The 14,198-nt window shown below is 47.5% G+C and carries 10 protein-coding genes; 2 read left to right on the top strand and 8 right to left on the bottom strand.

The window, feature by feature from the left end; all coding sequences use genetic code 11:
* Positions 1-60: 60 nt before the first annotated feature.
* Together CLV82_RS04570 and uvrC are read right to left on the bottom strand one after the other, a co-directional pair.
* Complete coding sequence (locus CLV82_RS04570) at positions 61-2,310, bottom strand: patatin-like phospholipase family protein (protein WP_133643102.1); 2,250 nt, start codon at positions 2,308-2,310, stop codon at positions 61-63.
* Positions 2,311-2,319: 9 nt separating this feature from the next.
* Complete coding sequence (gene uvrC / locus CLV82_RS04565; protein WP_133643101.1) at positions 2,320-4,107, bottom strand: excinuclease ABC subunit UvrC; 1,788 nt, start codon at positions 4,105-4,107, stop codon at positions 2,320-2,322.
* Positions 4,108-4,528: 421 nt separating this feature from the next.
* Here uvrC and CLV82_RS04560 point away from each other — a divergent pair, with 421 nt between their 5' ends.
* A complete protein-coding gene (locus tag CLV82_RS04560) occupies positions 4,529-5,095 on the top strand; it encodes a 5-formyltetrahydrofolate cyclo-ligase (protein WP_133643100.1) in 567 nt (188 codons plus the stop codon).
* Here CLV82_RS04560 and CLV82_RS04555 read toward each other — a convergent pair.
* The 5 genes from CLV82_RS04555 to CLV82_RS04535 all read right to left on the bottom strand — a co-directional run bounded on the left by CLV82_RS04555 (position 5,077) and on the right by CLV82_RS04535 (position 11,253).
* Positions 5,077-5,712, bottom strand: a complete 636-nt coding sequence (locus tag CLV82_RS04555; RefSeq protein WP_133643099.1) for a lipoprotein signal peptidase — start codon at positions 5,710-5,712, stop codon at positions 5,077-5,079. The two genes, CLV82_RS04560 and CLV82_RS04555, sit on opposite strands and share 19 nt — an antisense overlap.
* A gap of 32 nt (positions 5,713-5,744) precedes the next feature.
* Positions 5,745-6,365, bottom strand: coding sequence for a DUF4097 family beta strand repeat-containing protein (locus CLV82_RS04550; protein ID WP_133643098.1), 621 nt, complete (start codon positions 6,363-6,365; stop codon positions 5,745-5,747).
* A 36-nt stretch (positions 6,366-6,401) separates the two neighbouring features.
* Positions 6,402-6,785, bottom strand: coding sequence for a TraR/DksA family transcriptional regulator (locus tag CLV82_RS04545; RefSeq protein WP_133643097.1), 384 nt, complete (start codon positions 6,783-6,785; stop codon positions 6,402-6,404).
* A gap of 3 nt (positions 6,786-6,788) precedes the next feature.
* On the bottom strand, positions 6,789-10,190 hold the full coding sequence (ileS, locus tag CLV82_RS04540; protein WP_133643096.1) for an isoleucine--tRNA ligase: 3,402 nt from the start codon (positions 10,188-10,190) through the stop codon (positions 6,789-6,791).
* Between the two features lie 112 nt (positions 10,191-10,302).
* Positions 10,303-11,253: a DUF4382 domain-containing protein gene (locus CLV82_RS04535; RefSeq protein ID WP_133643095.1), complete on the bottom strand. Its 951-nt coding sequence runs from the start codon at positions 11,251-11,253 to the stop codon at positions 10,303-10,305.
* A gap of 219 nt (positions 11,254-11,472) precedes the next feature.
* Between CLV82_RS04535 and CLV82_RS04530 the strand changes: the two genes are divergently transcribed.
* Positions 11,473-11,775, top strand: coding sequence for a hypothetical protein (locus tag CLV82_RS04530; RefSeq protein ID WP_133643094.1), 303 nt, complete (start codon positions 11,473-11,475; stop codon positions 11,773-11,775).
* A gap of 13 nt (positions 11,776-11,788) precedes the next feature.
* Here CLV82_RS04530 and CLV82_RS04525 read toward each other — a convergent pair whose 3' ends face one another.
* Positions 11,789-14,167: a TonB-dependent receptor gene (locus tag CLV82_RS04525; RefSeq protein ID WP_243744141.1), complete on the bottom strand. Its 2,379-nt coding sequence runs from the start codon at positions 14,165-14,167 to the stop codon at positions 11,789-11,791.
* Positions 14,168-14,198 lie beyond the last annotated feature (31 nt).

Genomic DNA, 14,198 nt, shown 5'->3' with positions numbered 1-14,198 from the left:
GGGCAGCTTCTCAAACCTTGTAGTAAAGGCCCTGGCCCGGTTGGGCGCGCCATTGAAAGATCAGAACCAGTACCCTACACTGATGAGGAAGCGCCCGTCGCCCAGTTCGGGCGACCAGGCATAGTATGCCTGTACCGGGCCCATGAAGGATTGCCAGCCATAACCCACGGCAAAACCGGTGTAATCCGGGGCAGTAAACCATTCTCCGGTACGGAAGAGGTCATCCTCTACATTGGCAATATTAGTGGCAAGGAGCAGGTGGTTCTTCGGGGCAAATTCATAATCGAATCGCGCGTAAGCTTTTACATAACTATTCCCGGGAAGGCTCAGGTAGTCGTAACCAAAGAAGGGCACAAAATTATTGATAAAAGAGGCCCCATAACCTCCAAGTACGAAATCCAGGGCGGTCACGCTGGAGGTCCCCAGCTTGAACCCCCCTTCCGTTTCCAGGTTGACAGAGAGTTTAGGGACAATAGGAAAGGCCATGCCCATTCTCGCCTTCGCGATAGAAAACTCCTTAAAATTATTGTTGAAGTCCGATGATAACAGGTAGAGGTGAAAATCCCCGTCAAAATACAAGCCTCGTGACGGGAAGTAGGAATCGTTATACGTATCCAGGGTCAGTTTCCCGTAGGTGCTGAAATAATTACTTTTCTCAAATACTGTCCTGGCCGAGGTTGGCGGAAGGGATTCCTGCGCCGGCTGGTTGAGGGTGAGGGTAGAATATTTCAGGAATTTGTGCTCTACCCCCAGGCTGAAAGCAAACTCTTCCTGCAGTACGGTCTGTACATATGCCTGGTTGGTAAAATCCGAGACGTCTATGGTCAGGGTATTGATCACATCTTCCCCGGGGAAATCAAAATTAGAAGCGATCAGGTCCGAATTGATCTCTCTCGAAAATTCGTTGAAGCGCGAATTTATACCAAAGCTCCAGTAGAAACCTTTGTCTATATAATACTGCATATTATACCGCACATTGTCTCCCAGGATAAGGTCAAATGAAGCCACATCATCATTAAAAAGGAACCTCTTCTTGGTGATATTGATCAGGGCTGCGCTTTTATACAGGTCATCGTAATGGGCAGACATGCGCAGGAAGGTCTTATTCGGAGTTTCCCGCAGGCTGATGATCAGATCCTGGGCGAGGCCGTTAGAGATCAGCTTATACCTGATCGTCTGGAAGTTGTTGGTCGCCGCTAGGTTGCTGATCCCCTGTTGCAGCTTTTCAAAGGTGGTAGGCTCCCCCAGGCTGAACCTGAGTTTCCCCTTTACGTAACCCCTTGTATAATTGTCGTTCCCGGTGATGATCAGCCGGTTTACGGTAAGGGAATCCACCGCCGGCACCGGGGTAGGCCGGACGGGTGCTTCTTCCTGCCGGGCCGCCAGTTGCTGCAGGGCATCCATATGTACCCGGGTCGCTTTCTCCCCCCGCTCCACGATGGTCTCTTTCAGGTTAAAATCTATAACGGAGAAATTATCGATATCGGGTTTAATATAGATATCCGTATCTGCCGATTTCCGGGTCATGGCACCTACCGTACGGTAATTGTTGATCTGCAGCAGCACTTCTGTTGCTGACAGCAGGGATTCCCTGTTCCTTAAGCCGTGCTGAACGTCTACCCCGATCACGAAATTGGCACCCAGGGCCTTCACCTCGTCTATAGGATAATTATTGAGCACCCCTCCATCGATCAGGATCTGCCCGTCAATCTCCGCCGGTTCAAACAGGGACGGGAAAGTCCCACTGGCCATGATCGCCTCGGGCAGGTAGCCTTTATTCAGCAATACCTCTTCCCCGGTTTCCACGTCGGTCGCTATACAGAAAAAAGGAATGGGTAACTTATTAAAATCCCTGACATCCTTTACGTGGTAAAGCAGGCGGACCAACTCGTTATAGATACTCTGCCCACTGGAGATGGCCGGGGGGAAGCTGATCCTGAAATTGGTGAAAGGAAGGGTAAGCGCATACCGTTCTGCATCATCCTTCTCGTAAAAAGTCTTTGCACTGCGGGGCAGGTTGTCCTGGATAAGATTGGTGAAATCAGTGTTCTGGAAAAGAGAATCCAGTTCAGAGGCTGAGTAACCACTGGCATACAGGGCGCCGACAATGGCCCCCATACTTGTCCCCCCGATATAATCAATGTGTACCCCGGCCTCTTCGATCACTTTAAGGGCACCAATATGTGCTATCCCCTTGGCACCACCCCCGCTAAGCACCAATCCAACCTTCACTTTTGGTTGGTTCCCATCCTGTTGCGCAGCTGCACCCTGGAACAGGACAAGTAACACGAGAAGAAGAAAGTACCTCATAGTCTTAAATTAATGAAAACGATCATAAACGATCCTGGCCTTGGCCTTGCCGATGGCCCGGGACAGGTCTTCAAAAGAAGCTTCCTTGACCCTTTTGACCGACCTGAAATTCTTCAGCAGGTCACTGGCGGTCTTTTCACCTATGCCATCTATGGCCTCAAGTTCGGAAGAAATTGCGGTTTTACTGCGCTTGTTCCGGTGAAACTTAATTCCAAACCTGTGTGCTTCGTTTCTGGCAGTCTGGATGATCTTCAGGGTTTCCGATTTCTTATCCAGGTACAGGGGAACCGGGTCATCGGGAAAATAGATCTCTTCCAGGCGCTTGGCAATGCCGATGATCGCGATAGTTCCTCTTAGTCCCAGTATTTCAAGGCTCTTTAGCGCTGCCGACAGCTGTCCTTTACCACCGTCGATCACGATCAGTTGCGGCAATTCTTCTCCTTCATCCAGCATGCGCCGGTACCTGCGAAATACCACTTCTTCCATGGAAGCGTAATCATCCGGTCCGGTCACCGTTTTTATCTTAAAATGGCGATACTCCTTTTTGGATGGTTTGCCATCCCTGAAGACTACGCAGGCAGCAACAGGGTTGGTACCTTGGATATTGGAGTTATCAAAGCACTCCAAATGTCTTGGTTCCTCAGACAAACGCAGGTCGGCCTTCATTTGCGCCATGATACGCTTAGTGTGCCGGTCCGGGTCTATGATCTTGATCTGGTTAAAGCGGTCCTGCCTGAAGAACCGGGCGTTCCTCACCGAGAGGTCCAGGATCAGTTTCTTATCGCCCAGTTTGGGAACGGTTACCTTTATTCCCGGCGGAACCTCTACCGGGAACGGCACATAGATCTCCCTGGACTGGGATGCAAAACGCTGACGTATTTCGGTGATCGCCAGGGTAAGTAATTCCTCATCAGATTCGTCCAGCTTCTTCTTGAGCTCTATGGTATGCGAACGGATGATCGCTCCATGTGCAAGCTGAAGGAAATTGACATAGGCAAAGGCCTCGTCTGATATGATGGAGAAGACATCCACGTTGGTGATCTTCGGGTTAACGATGGTACTTTTTGCCTGGTAGTTCTCGAGGATGTCTATCTTATCCTTTAACCTTTGAGCAGCTTCAAATTCCATGGCATCAGCTTTCGCCTTCATCTCCCTTTTAAGGTACTGCAGGGCAAATTTGAAATTCCCTTTCAGGATCTGCCGGATATCATCGATCTGCTGGTTATAGGCTTTCTCGGATTGCAACCCCTCACATGGCCCCAGGCAATTCCCCAGGTGGTACTCGAGGCATACTTTGTATTTCCCGGCCTGTATCTTTTCTTCAGAGAGATCGTAGTTACAGGTACGCAGCGGGTACACACTTTTCACCAGTTCTAACAGCGTCTTTACTGTTTTCATACTGGTATAGGGCCCATAGTATTCGGACCCATCACGGATCAGCTTCCTGGTGGGAAAGACCCTGGGAAAGCGTTCTTTTTTTATACAGATCCATGGATAGGATTTGTCATCCTTTAACAGGACGTTGTAACGGGGACGGTACTTCTTGATAAGGTTGTTCTCCAAAAGGAGCGCGTCTGACTCTGTCGGCACCACGATGTGCCGAATGGTGTCAATCTTCCTGACCATAACTTTGGTCTTGCCATATGCATGGGTCTTGCTGAAGTAGGATGCCACCCGTTTCTTGAGGTTCTTTGCCTTACCCACATAGAGGATCTTACCATCCTTGTCGTAGAATTGGTAGACACCCGGGCTGTCCGGGAGCGTACTCACTTGGATATCAATTGGGATTTCGGGCATTCAACTCGGTAGTGTCTTACAAATATAACCACAAAGAATTTAGTTCTGTCTTCTCCTTCGTGCTTTTAAAGCTGTTATTATGAACGTTAAAAGACGATCAAAAACAGAGCGAATTAATGCTCCCGAAACCAGGACCAATGATCAGCATTTATGGCTTAAAACCAGTTCTCAGATGGTCCTAATTGTTAAATCTGAATTAAAAATGTGTTGTTTATCGAGAAAAATGTGCTCTTTATGGAGTAGAATTGAATTTTTTGATTATTTTTCTAACGTCAAAAACCTTAATCTATGGATAACTATTTAATAACACTGGGCATGTATTTGATGTTAATGCTGTTCTTTAAAATTTACTTTGCCGTTGCGGCCAAAGACTAACATCCGAAAATAAGTTTCCCCATCCCACACCCGTTCCCTCCCTCTCATGTTAAAAAAAGGGCTTAGGAATCAATACACCAAACTCAGGTTGAGCATGGATCCTGAAACACTGGATAAAGCCAGTCTTTCTATAGCTAATCAATTGCTCAAAATTCCGGTATGGGACCACCAGTATTATCATCTCTTCCTGCAGATCGCGGAGAAAAAAGAGATAGATACCTCCTATATCCTGACATTACTTCAAGGCAGGGACAAGGATGTCGTCATCCCGCGGATGGGAGATCAAAACCAGTTACAGCACATTTTACTGACAGACAGTACCAAGCTTGTTAAAAACAAATGGAATATTCCCGAACCCGTTAAGGGGCTGCAGGTTCCTGTAGAAGATATCGATGTGGTATTCATCCCTTTACTGGCATTCGACACAAGGGGACACCGGGTAGGATATGGCAAGGGCTTTTATGACATCTTCCTGGCTGCATGCCGGCCGGAAACCGTGAAAATAGGTTTGTCACTCTTTGAAGCAACTCCATTGATCTCAGATGTTCAAAAAACGGATATTCCTTTGGATTACTGTGTCACCCCGGAAAAGATCTACGATTTTACTTCCTGATCCTCGGCAGAACCGAAAGCTTTTTTATTAAATACGATCAATATACCTACACCGGTACTGATCGCAGTGTCTGCTATATTAAAGACAGGTTCAAAGAACCGGAAGATCTGACCGCCCACCACCGGGACCCATTCCGGCCAACGAGTATCTATGATCGGGAAATAAAGCATATCTACAACCTTCCCATAGAACAGTCCCCCGTAGGGTTCTGAAGAAAAAATGGTAGCTACCTGGTTACTGCTGTCGTTAAAGATCATCCCGTAAAAGAGGGAGTCTATAATATTACCAAAAGCCCCGGCAAAGATCAGGGATACAGCAATGATCAGGGTCCGGGATGCATTTTTCCGGATGATATCATACAACCAGTACCCGATACCAACGATCGCGAATAGCCGGAACACTGTAAGGATAAGTTTGCCGGTACTGTCCGAAACAGGCAGGATATCACTGAGTTTAGTACCCCAGGCCGCACCTTCGTTCTCAATAAAAAGTATTTTGAACCAGCTGAATACAGTGACAGATTCACCAAGGATAAAGTTGGTCTTGATATAAATTTTACTGATCTGGTCTACCAGCAGCACTATGGCAATAAGCAGCAGGGATTTCCTTAAGTTCATTCAGTTTGGTATAATTGGCGCTAAAATAGGGATTATTCTTTTTTAAACAGGCTGATATGCCCTGAGATTGTGCGCAGGAAAAAAAGGTTGTCACCCTCAGGGAATTCTTGGGGGTCAGTTTTCCCATATCGGCTTTCTGCATCCACCACACCTTCAGCAGCTTGTAAGCTGATATCCCCCTGTTGGGTCTGCACCTTCACCGTTCCCTTCACATCCTCCAGTGAACAGTTGCCATCCGACAGTACTACTTCCAGGTTCCGAAAAAGTCCCGTGGCACGTACATTACTACTCTTCCCATAAACCTTTACCTCTATGCCTTGGGGAAGTGAGATCTCCAGGGAAACCGAAATTACTTTGTGAGCACCCAGCTTATCATTGGGAAACCGGAAGCTGGGCTGGAATCCCGTCGCCACTTTTGCGGTAGCCCCTTCCTTTTCAACATGCAATGCCAGGACAGACTGGTATTCGCCCTCGCTCAGCGCGGAGACCCGGATCATTCCGGAATTATTCGTACTTAAATTTACACGGTAGGCGTTGTTCGCATCGACCAACAGGTAGGTGATGTCTTTTGCATCCAGGGATTTAGCTACCTGTTTCTGGGCGTGCAAAAAACCGGCCAACAGGAAGAGGATAAGGATCAACCAGTTTTTCATAACATAAAAAAAACGTCCCGGGGGACGTTTTAACACTTATTTCTGCATGTTCTTGGCTTCGATGCTCAAGGTGGCATGCGGCACCAGCTTTAGACGCTCTTTGTTAATGAGTTTGCCGGTAACCCTGCAGATACCGTAGGTCTTGTTCTCAATACGCATCAATGCATTTTTAAGGTCCCTGATAAACTTTTCCTGCCTGATAGCGAGCTGTGTATTCGCTTCCTTGCTCATAGTTTCCGAACCCTCTTCAAAAGCCTTAAAGGTTGGTGAGGTATCATCAGTACCATTATTTCCATCGTTCATATATGAACTGCGCAGCAGATCCAGATGACTCTTTGCCTTTTCTATCTTTTCTTCTATCAGCACTCTGAACTCCTCGAGCTCCTTATCACTATAGCGCACTTTTGTATCCTTTTCCATAACTCAGTGTTTTTGGATATATAATTTTGTATTAACCTCATCAAAGGCAATTTCTGTCCCCTGATCCAATTTTTCTTCCATGTTCAGTTCGGCAGTCAGGGTCTCAGATTTAATATAATTAATATTGCTCTCCACTGCCTTTTCCACGAACCCATCTTTCAGGATCTTAACATCGATCTTATCGGTTACCTCGTATCCTGATTCTTTCCGGAGATTCTGAATACGATTGACCAATTCCCTGGCGATCCCCTCTTTTCGTAGGTCTTCGTCTATTGTAATATCTAAAGCTACGGTAATTGAGCCGGTGCTGGCCACGAGCCAGCCCTCTATATCCTGGGAAGTAATCTCCACTTCATTTAACTGTAAGATAACATTTTTATTATCTATCTCCAGATTTATTTCGCCTATTTGCTCAATTTTCTGGATGTCCTCCTGGTCCAGGGCTGCAATGGCTGCGGCAACCTTTTTCATATCTTTTCCAAACCTGGGGCCCAGCACCTTAAAGTTAGGCTTGATGCTCTTCACCAATATTCCCGAAGCGTCATCCAGTAATTCTATCTCTTTCACATTCACCTCGGATTTAATCAGGTCGGCTACCGCCTCTATCTCCTGCCGCTGTGTTTCGTGCAGCACAGGGATCATGATCTTCTGCAGTGGCTGTCTTACCTTGATCTTCTCTTTCTGCCTGATCGACAGCACCAGTGAAGAGATCTGCTGTGCCTTCTGCATCTTACTTTCCAGGGATTTATTCACCAGTTCCGGTTGATAGACCGGGAAATCAGTAAGGTGAACACTCTCTTCCCTGTCGCTCACCGTGGCTGCAGTAAGATCACTGTAAAGCCTGTCCATAAAGAATGGTGCGATAGGCGCTCCTAACTGGGCAATTGTTTTCAGACAGGTATACAAAGTCTGGTAAGCGGATATTTTATCCTGCTGGTAATCTCCTTTCCAGAACCGCCTCCTGCTGAGCCTTACATACCAGTTACTCAGGTTTTCCTGTACATAGTCAGAGATCGCCCTTGCCGCACGGGTAGGTTCATAGGATTCGTAAGCATTTTCCACTTCCCGGATCAGCGTATGCAGTTCCGAAAGGATCCATTGGTCTATTTCCGGTCTTTCGCTTAATGGGATATCGGCTTCTTTATACGTAAACTTATCTATATTGGCATAGAGCGCAAAGAAGGCATACGTATTATACAGTGTTCCGAAGAACTTGCGTTTCACCTCAACGATACCATCCACATCAAACTTGAGGTTATCCCATGGATTGGCATTAGAGATCATGTACCAGCGGGTGGCATCGGGGCCATGTTCTTTCATGGTCTCGAAAGGGTCTACCGCGTTCCCTAAACGCTTGGACATTTTCTTCCCTTCCTTATCAAGAACAAGACCGTTAGATACTACATTCCTGTAAGCTACAGAATCAAATACCATAGTGGCTATGGCGTGCAGTGTATAGAACCAACCCCTGGTCTGATCTACCCCTTCTGCGATAAAATCTGCAGGGAAAGTCGTGCCTTGGTCTATCAGTTCCCGGTTCTCAAAGGGATAATGCCATTGGGCATAAGGCATGGAACCACTGTCAAACCAAACGTCGATAAGATCATTTTCACGGCGCATCGGTTTGCCAGAATCGGAAACCAGGATAACCTGGTCCACGATATTTTTATGAAGATCTATCCTTTCATAATTGGCATCATCCATATTCCCCGGCTCAAAACCTTCAAAGATGTCTTTTTCCATCAGGCCAGCCGAGACTGCCTTTGTCATTTCTTCTTTCAGTTCGGCTACAGAGCCTATGCATTTCACTTCCTTTCCGTCTTCTGTTCTCCAGATCGGTAAAGGGATACCCCAGTAACGGGAACGGGAGAGGTTCCAGTCGTTTGCATTCGCAAGCCAGTTCCCAAACCGTCCTTCTCCTGTAGCCTTGGGCTTCCAGTTGATCTCCTGGTTCAGCTGCCACATCCTGTCTTTGATCTCGGTTACCTGGATAAACCAGGAATCCAGAGGGTAATAAAGGATAGGTTTGTCAGTACGCCAGCAGTTGGGATAGGTATGCACGTATTTCTCAACTTTGAAGGCCTTGTTCTCTTCTTTCAGCCTGATAGCGATCTCTACATCCACAGAGCGCTCCGGGGCTGTACCTTCTTCGTAATATTCGTTCTTCACGTATTTCCCGCCAAGCTCCTGTAATTCGGGCCGGAATTTCCCCTGCAGGTCTACAAGGGGGACAGGATTGCCGTGCTCATCCCTGACCAGCATCGGGGGTACAGGTGGCTCTGCTTTCTGGGCAACCTGCATATCGTCTGCCCCGAAGGTGGGTGCAGTGTGTACGATCCCGGTACCGTCTTCCGTGGTGACAAAATCACCCGCGATCACGCGGAATGCATCTTCAGCATTCTGGTAAGGCAGTGCATAAGGCAGTAACTGCTCGTACCGGATACCAACCAGTTCTGACCCGGTAAACGAATCAACTACCTGGTAGGGAATTTTTTTAGTTTCAGGTGTAAAATTACCAAAGACTTCCTCTTCCGTGGCAGCTTCGAACTTGCCTGAGAATACCTGGGAAACCAGGTTTTTGGCAACCATTACCAATATAGGTTCATAGGTGTACTGGTTAAAGCTACGCACCAGTACATACTCAATCTTCGGTCCTACCGTCAGGGCCGTATTAGACGGAAGGGTCCAGGGAGTAGTGGTCCATGCGAGGAAATATATATCCCCTTCCCGTTCCTTCAACCTGGTAGGAAGGCTTTCTTTAACAGCCTTGAATTGCGCGGTGACGGTTGTATCTGTTACTTCCTGGTAGGTTCCCGGCTGGTTCAACTCGTGAGAGCTTAGCCCGGTACCTGCCTTAGGGGAATAGGGCTGTATGGTGTAGCCTTTATAAATGAGGCCCTTGTCATAGATCTGTTTCAGCAACCACCAAACGGTTTCCATATATTTGGGTTCGTAGGTCACGTAAGGATCGTCCATGTCTACCCAGTACCCGATCTTTTCAGTGAGATCGTTCCACACATCTGTATAGCGCATCACCGCCTTACGGCAGGCGTCGTTATAATCTTCTACGGAAATTTTGGTGCCGATATCTTCCTTGGTTATTCCCAATTCTTTTTCCACACCCAATTCGATTGGCAGGCCATGGGTATCCCATCCTGCCTTACGCTTCACCTGGAAACCTTTCATGGTCTTGTAGCGTGGAAAGATATCCTTGATGGTCCTTGCCATTACATGGTGGATCCCCGGTTTCCCGTTAGCAGAAGGGGGACCTTCGTAAAAGACATAGCTCTCCTTTCCTTCCCTGCTGCTGATGCTTTTCTCAAATATCTGCTGCGCTTTCCAGAAAGATTGTACATCATCGGCCACCTTAGGTAAGTCCAAACTCTTATATTCCGTAAATTTCATAAGCGCTGTTTAAAGTCTGCAAAATTAATGAAAATTGCCCAAATTCCGGGGGATAGCATACAAAAAAAGCCCCGATAGACGGGGCTTATTAATAACTAATTCAAATAATTGACTATCGTGTTCCGGTAATGGTGACGTTAGCACTCACTTGTAAAGCTCCTGTCACACTGATTCCACCAAGGTTTAGCCCGGTAGAAGACTCCGCTTCTAACAGTGCATTGAAGTCAAAACTCCCCTCGTTCTCTGTGTATGAGACAAATACCAGCTCGTACTCACCTTCCTCCAGGAAATTCAGGCTGTAGGAATTGGTTAGCCCGCTTACAGTACTACTGGTTACCGCGTTAGAAAAGGTAACCTGGCTTTCACCACTACCTCTTGTTTCCGCTTCAGCATCAAAAGTACCTTTCTCGTAAGCATATACTATGATCTTGTCAGAAGTATTCTGGCTGTCGTTCACAGTACCGTTGATCTTACCTGTAATTTCGGCGTTAACCGTACGGATTCCTCCACTGATCTCTGACATCGAAACAAATTCAAAATCAGAACTCATTGTTCCCTGCTCCTCCTTGATCGTCTTACGAAGGTCAAAATCGAGAACCACTTCGTTCTCTGCGCCTGCGAAAACTTCGTATGCATCATTAACGGTAATCGTATTAGAGGCAGCGGTCAGTTCGTCCTTGGTGCCATCTGCCATTTCGACGTAACACCCGGGAGCATTCCCGTTTACATCCTTCTCGAAGTCTAACACCAGTTTAATATCAGAGTAGGTCCCGGCTTTCATATCCAGGTTACCGAGGGTTTCCGTACGACCGTCTACCAGGGCTTTCAGGTCTACGGTGGTCGCTGTAAAACCTTCGAGCGACTGCCCGTCTACTTTTACATCAGTAATGGTGACAAATACAGCCTCCACATTGGCGTTATCAATCGGAGCGTCTGTTATTTTATAAGTGGTGTTGTATGATTGCGCTCCAGCATCTCCACCATCGTTTTCATCTTTACTACAGGATACCGCGAAAAAAGTTAATGCCAATACCAAAGCTGTAGGTTTCAAATAATGCTTCATAGTTGTGAATTTTTAGTTTTAAACATTCACCCATACAACAACCATCTGCCACTTTACCCTTCTAAAAAAGTGTTAAAACATCCAAACATTCGATAAAATGCATTATTTTTTTAGAAATCATTAACACCGTGTTTACGGTTGTTCCGGGGGTTTTCAGGGGTGATTTTCACCCTACAGACCTGCATAACAGCCGATTAACAACACTCAAAAACCCTAATCATGAAAAAAGTATTGATCATTCTCTCCCTCTTACCATTTTTATACCTGCAATCCTGTGACAGCTGTTCTGAAAACGCTCGGGAGACAGGAAAAACCATAGAAGAGATCGGGGAGGATATGGAGAGAGCCGGTGACGACCTGGAAAGAGCAGGTGAAAAAGCCCTTCGCGAGGCAGAGAGAGCCGGGGAAAAACTCGAGGAGTCCGGGGAAAAGGCCTGGGATAAGACCAAAAGAGCAGCTAAGAAGACCGGGGAAGAGATCGAAGCAGAGATCGATGAAGAAATCCACGAGGACGATCACTGATCACCCCAACGGGTCAGAAAGAATAACCAAGTGACAGGATAAGGTTCCGGCCTGGTGCAACGATACCTGAGGAATAGGAACGGTAACGCTGATCCGTAATGTTTTCCAGAGACAGCGTGGCCCGTACTGCTTCATTGAGCTGGTAACGGGTGCGCAGGTTCAGGGTATACCAGCAAGGCGAGTAGGGATTACCATCTGCATCAGAAGCATAGAGGTAATCCTTGCTGCGTTCTGAGACCGAAAGGTCTTCAAAAGCGATCTCCCCGTTATAGTTTAAAAACAGGTCGGCTTTAAAACTATTCACTTCCCATAACAGGTGCAGGTCACCAAAGGTTGGTGCCGCATGCCGTGAAGCTGATTCAGATCCATCCTCTTCTTCCTCCGTGCCTTCTGTAATGGTGAGGTTACTTTTAAGGGAGAACTGTTCGTCCAGGAATGCCTCCATCCCAAACTCGAACCCATAGACGTATGCATTCGCTGCATTCTGTATAGCCTGGACGTTACTGAGTTCCCCGTTGTACTCGATCTCGCTTTGCCCGTCGAAAGAGAAGTCGCGCCGTACAAGGGCGTCATCCAGGTAAGTGTAAAAAGCAGTTCCTTTCAGGACCAGGCGGTCGTGGAAATTCTTCATTATCCCCATCTCCACATTATAGGCGTATTCGGGTTTCAGGTCGGGATTAGGAACTACCACGGATCCCGGTTCAGAATCGAACACCTTCCCGATATCATCAATATTGGGAGAACGGAAACCTGTAGACGTATTAAAAGTTAGCTGAAGGTGCTCTTTGGGGAACCAACTCAGTCCCAGGCTACCGGTAACTGCGCCATTGCTCAGGTTTGCTTCTTCAAACGGAAAAGGGTAAAAGCTCCTGTCAAATTCTGAATGCAGCCAGATATGGCTGTAGCGCAGCCCGGACATCATCGTCAGGTTGGGCCTTGCGCGGTATTCCCCGCTCAGGTAAGCTGCTGCAGATTGCCAGGTAGATCCATCAGGGTAACGGCTCGGACCATTCTCTACTTCCCCTGTCTCTATATTTTCCAGGTAACCGCTGGATCCAACCTTGTTATAAACATATTCCGCCCCGTAATAGAGCCGGAGGTCTCCTATCTTTTTGTTTTCCAGGTCCAGTTGGGCGGAAAGTGCATCTACCTGCTCCAGGTTCTGATAAAGGATTTCATCCTGGAAGTTCCTGTCATAGCGACTCTCCTCAAATCGCTGGTAGGCCAGGGTAGTTTTCAGTCCATCGTAAAACGCCCCCTGTCCTTTCTGGGTTGCCTGGAAATTCCCCATAAACCACCGTTGCGGACCGTAATACCACTCGCCAGACCTGAGTCCCTGTCCATCCGACGTGGGTCTTACAAGCCGGTCATACCTGGCGTAGTCCGAGGTTTCTGAATAGTGCAACCCCAGGTCGTACTGCCAGTAATTATTCGGTTTATAAGCGAACTTCTGCATAAGGCTCCATTGATCGTAACCGGAGGGCACTTGTGTTCCGGGATCAGGGTTGGCTACCACGTAATCCCGGCCGTTTACACGTACCTGGTATTGCTCCCGCAGGTAAGAATCAGGACCGTGTTCCCCCATTCTCAGGTCTCCAAAATCACTGTAGCTGATGATGCTGAGTGCAGCCCATTTCTTTCCTCCCAGGTTGAGTTCTACATTCCCCGTCTGCTCCATGTTAGCAGAAGAAAACCGGTATTGAGCCGCGCCGTGGACCTGCAGGCTGTCCGCCATGGCAAGAGCCGGCTTCTTGGTATAAAAGTTCATTACGCCCCCTATGGCATCACTACCATAGATGACAGAGCCAGGCCCGAATATAACTTCGGTACTGCTTATCGTAAAAGGATCCAGGGAGATCACGTTCTGAATGTTTCCCCCGCGAAATATTGCATTGTTCATGCGAACCCCGTCTACCGACAATAACAGTCGGTTGGTGGCAAATCCCCTGATCATAGGACTTCCCCCTCCCAACTGGCTTTTCTGGACAAATACCTGCCCGCTTTGCTGCAGGAGGTCTGCAGAAGTCTGGGGAGCGGAAAACGCGATCGTCCTCGCATCCACGGAAACAATTCTCTGGGGCACATCTCTCTTCTGCTGTTCCCATTTGGACACCGACATCACCACTTCGTCCAGTTGTTCTGCGTTCATAGTCAGGTATACCCGGCGTCCCTGTCTCAGGATTACTGATTTCAGGCTCTTTTTAGTCTGGTAGGCGATATGCCTGAAAGTAATTCGCTCCTGTGATGAAAAAAGACGGAGGTCTACCTTCCCGTCGATATCAGAGATAGCTGTCTTGGATTTATCTTCATTAAACACCGCAACATTCATAACCGGTTCCCGGCTGTCGGTATCAAGGATAATGATCTCTTGTGCCCTTACCCAGGCGCACATCAGCATAAGAATGAGAGAGGGTATTACACGG

Source organism: Zeaxanthinibacter enoshimensis (assembly GCF_004362865.1).
GTDB classification, from domain to species: domain Bacteria; phylum Bacteroidota; class Bacteroidia; order Flavobacteriales; family Flavobacteriaceae; genus Zeaxanthinibacter; species Zeaxanthinibacter enoshimensis.
This window is presented reverse-complemented; position numbering and strand designations above follow the sequence as displayed.